The 4,186-nt window shown below is 48.8% G+C and carries 4 protein-coding genes; 2 read left to right on the forward strand and 2 right to left on the reverse strand.

All coding sequences use genetic code 11. The annotated features are described in order from the left end of the window. Nucleotides 1-318 (forward strand): hypothetical protein (locus WC734_06475; GenBank protein MFA6198762.1); only part of this gene is annotated, 318 nt, incomplete at its 5' end. 196 nt (nucleotides 319-514) lie between these two features. After that, nucleotides 515-1,546, forward strand: a complete 1,032-nt coding sequence (locus tag WC734_06480) for a hypothetical protein (protein MFA6198763.1) — start codon at nucleotides 515-517, stop codon at nucleotides 1,544-1,546. A gap of 82 nt (nucleotides 1,547-1,628) precedes the next feature. Here the strand turns inward: WC734_06480 and WC734_06485 are convergent, their stop codons facing one another. Together WC734_06485 and WC734_06490 are read right to left on the reverse strand one after the other, a co-directional pair. Beyond that, the gene (locus WC734_06485; protein ID MFA6198764.1) at nucleotides 1,629-2,330 is read right to left on the reverse strand and encodes an NUDIX hydrolase; all 702 of its coding nucleotides are present in this window, start codon (nucleotides 2,328-2,330) and stop codon (nucleotides 1,629-1,631) included. Further along, nucleotides 2,281-4,125, reverse strand: a complete 1,845-nt coding sequence (locus WC734_06490) for a VanW family protein (GenBank protein MFA6198765.1) — start codon at nucleotides 4,123-4,125, stop codon at nucleotides 2,281-2,283. The genes WC734_06485 and WC734_06490 overlap by 50 nt, the downstream gene beginning before the upstream one ends. Nucleotides 4,126-4,186 lie beyond the last annotated feature (61 nt).

Here is a 4,186-nt window from a genome sequence, read left to right on the forward strand (position 1 = left end):
AGCGAGAATAAATTCTGGGTGGATTATATATACAATGGCGAGGTGAATAATGAAGCTGATTTGAGAACAGCGATGCAAAGAGCGGCGGTGACAGGAAATAAACCGGCACGAACGTCGTGGACCGCCGAGATAGGCAGTGAAAAATTAAAGAGTCATTGGTTCCCCTATCTTTTCTACTTTACCCACCAAAAAGATCCAGATGAGGCAGATAAGGATTATTGGTACGGCAGAATTGATTCGGGTGACCGGAATACGATTGAGAAGCTGGGCGGAACGATCCAGTGGCTGAAGGACCAAGAAGGGAAAACGAGAAGGTGACAAGAAAAATCCGAAATCCTAAACTTGATAAATCCTAAACAAATCCGAAATCTTTAAGACCAAAAACACTAAAGGTTGTTGTTGGAAAGAGGGTTTTTAGGGTTGATTTTGAGAGGTTTTTACACATAAACATTCATATAAGCGCCAGCGCATGCTATGCTAGGTGTACGGATTCGTTCATCCTTCAATTTTTGTAATGAGAAGCAGAAAACCGCACGTAGCAATATTTTTTGGCGGACAAGCCGGCAGTCACGATTTAAGTGAAGAGACCGGTTATTGGGCATGCCAATACATTCCCCGCTCCAAGTATCAGATCACTCCAATTAGGGTTGCGCCGGATGGCAACTGGCAAGTGCCGCTGGGCAGCCTGCCACAGCAGGGCCCGATCCGCCGCATGATGACGAAGATGTTTGAAGCTGTACCGGTTGTATCGGCATCCCGAGGGCTGGAACGACTACTGCGAAGGCCGGTAGATTTGTTGCTGACATTCGTACGAGGAGTGGGCGGTGATGATGGATCGTTGCATGGGGTGGGCAGGACATTGTCTATACCGGTGGTGGGGTCACCATTACCGGTGTGTCAGCAAACCAGCGATAAGTTTATCTGCGCACAACGAGTCAGCAATATTGTGGCTAGCCCAGCGATGCAGCGTTTTAAAAAAAATGCGGACAGTAATCAGATTGTGGAAGTGATCAGAAAATTGTATGTGCCGCCTCTGTTTGTAAAACCGGTGTATGAGGAAGGCAGCGTGGGAGTGGAAGAAGTGAATAGCATTGATGAACTGGGAGCCGCCGTACGCCGAGCGCAACAAGCAGGTGATGTGATAGTACAGAAGAGAGCGCCAGGCACCGAGATGACAGTGACGCTATATAACGATCAGCGCGGACAAGTCAGAGCCTTACCCCCGACAGTGATAGTGCCGCAGAAAGTGTCCTTTTACGATCATCTGGCGAAACGCCGTGCCGGACGGGTGGCACTTAATACTCCATCGGTGGAAAGTAATGCGATATTAAAGAGAGTGCAGGAAGTGGCTCGGGATATTTATGATGATGTTGGCTGCGAGGGAGTAGTCAGTTTTGATATCAACGTGGACGGACAAGACATTAAGTTATTAGAGGTCAACACGATACCGACGCTGACAGAATTGACGCCTCTATTTCAGCAATTAAAAGCCGGGCAAGTTCATCCGACTACTTTATTAGACCTGCAGATTGCGCGAAGTCTTTAGGGTTTTGCTGGAGAGCGGTTAAATACCCATCTCTTTACGAGAGGACAATATGGGGACAGTTAGAAGATGCGGGCAATGAGTGCTAGGTATGTATCCTTTTAGGCCGATGGCCGGCAGATGGCTGAGGCTGACTGGGATGGCTTGGATTGCCAGTAGTCGCCGGACGATGGTGTGGTGTGGCTCGATGCTCTCTCTTATAGGGAGTTCGGCGAATGAGTTGAGCGCGTTGGCCGGTTAACTTTTCCCGGGCTTTGGCCATAATATTTTTATCGGAATCGTATTCCAAGCAATTGATAGCTTCGTCGATCGGGTGCCAGGCGGCATCAATAAGGTTCTCTTCGGCTTGCGGGGTAAGTTTTTTTTGGTCAGTGGTCATAAGGAAATAGTGGACAGTCTTTTTTACCAGGGCTTCTTCGGCTTGAAAAGAATAACGGGTGACGCCTAATTGGTCTTTAATTGATAGCGAAGTAATACCGGCTTCTTCTTGCACCTCTCTTATTGCCGCGTCAGACACAGTTTCACCGGCGGCTGGTTCAACGTGCCCTTTAGGCAAAATCCAGACGGGGCCGCGCTTATGTTCGGTTTTTAATAAGGCCACTAACCATTGGTCATGTTCCTGGCGGGCAACAACTCCGCCGGCAGATACTTCCCAGCGGATAGGACGGCGATTGGACGTGCGTTTATAGCTGCCGCGATCATGGCTGGCGGCGGGATGAGAATAAACACGGCGCGGTTTAGCCGCCGGTCGAGGTGTCTGCGGGATTGGTGGTGGAATTGGATTCATTAGTAGGTATAGGTGATTTTTTTACAGGTGTCGCAGCGGGTGAGAGAGAAGGTTGCACGGCAACGGGAGTGGGAAGTACGGTAACTGAGGGCGATGCTTGAGGATCAGTGACGGGAGGGACTGTAGACGGGGGCGCTTCTCCATTAGCGGCTAACACCCGCGGAAATAATTTGGGAGATTTGTAACGGCTGTAAAACGTTTGATTAATAATAGTCTTATCGGCCAGAGCGACTTCCTGGCTGACATAGGCTTTGACTGATCCGTCAGAACCACGCTCATAAGTAACGGGGCCGGTGACGGTCACAGAACGATTATCTTCTGTCCCCCAGAAGTCGAAAGCTAGTTTGGTTCCTTCAATACGAGATTGGATAAGGATATATCCGGGAGTATTATTCAGGAAACGCAGGTCAGTATAGGGTGGATAGATGGTAGCGTCAAGGCCGGGTTTGCCATAATAACTGACCGCATAAGAATGATTACGGCGCTGGGTAATTTCCAGGCCGGAGTATAAAGCAGAGCGGAACAAAGTGGTGGAAACTTGACATAGTCCCCCGCCAAATTCAGGAGTGGTGACGTTCTCTTTAATAACTAATTCCGGCTTAAAACCGGTCGCGGCGTTGACCGGACCAATAAACTCATTGAATGAAAATTCAGCACCGGGGGGTATTAATAAGCCGTGGTAACGAGAGGCACCCAGCACAATGTTGTGCTTGCGGTTATTAGGTGAACCAGCAAAATCTGATTCACCCGTAGCAAGTTTAGCGGTGATACCAAGCTGCTGGATATCCGCTTGTTCAGAGATGGCCGGCTCGGTAACTACTACAGCCAAGGGTATAACCCGGTCATGCTTAGCTAGCTTGGCGGCGATGTTCGTGGCGGTGGCAGTAAGGTCTAGCTGTCGGCCAGATTGAGGTAAAGCGAACTGGTCTACGCGGCCATCGTCGCGCAGGACAAAGCGGGCATTTTGCGCCGACTGATCAATATCAGGAACGATGGTGGTAGTTAAGTAGTCAGCTAAACCGGCTGGATTCATTTTCAAGCCAAGGATCTGATTATTGAAATTGCTGGGATCGACTTGGGGAGTAAATTCCAGCAGTCGTTTAATAGTAAATGGTTTCATCGGGAAAGTTTTGTCAGCAAAAGTTAAATCGATGCCATCGGCGAGAATTTGCCGAGCGAAAATTAAGGCAGATTGTGTTTCTTCGTCCTGCACGCTAGCATCGCTAGTTTGTAACGTGAGAGGAATGCTGGTAGACCAAGCGGAAGTAATGACTACTTCTTGTAAGGCACCTTGCAGCGTATCGGTTTGGATAGTCTCCCCGGGGCGGCTGGGCACCAAAGCAAGTTCGTCGGTGGCATTAAACTGCAACGTGGCATTTTGCGGGATATTAATGAGGGCAGAAAAGTCGGTGTTAACTTGCTGGGATAAGATGGCGGTATCGATCAGGGGCACTGGCTGGATTGTCGGCTGGTTAACTATAGATGTAAGAAAATTGTTTTGTTCAATGACTTGGCGTGTTGCCTCGTGGTCTAGGGTGACGCCAAGCTGCGCTAACTGGTAGGTACGGGATTGGTCACGGAGGGTTAAAGTGACCGATTGGCGGGCAATGTCTTCTTCTAAGGTATTGATGATAGCCGGTAAGCCGTCAGTACTCATGCCAGTAAGATTGTGCAGACCAGCTTGAACACCAGGAGCAATACGGCCGGAGAAAACTACGGGAGTTAAGACAAAAAGACCACCGAGCAGAATGATAGTAACGGTTAGGGTAGCAACAATAAGTGAGAACTTGAGCATAAACTTAGTTTAGAGTATACGGTGAACTTAAGCACTGGGTTAGGGTATTTTTGTATATATA

The sequence above is a fragment of the Patescibacteria group bacterium genome, assembly GCA_041661625.1.
GTDB lineage: Bacteria > Patescibacteriota > Patescibacteriia > JAHIZJ01 > JAHIZJ01 > JBAZUB01.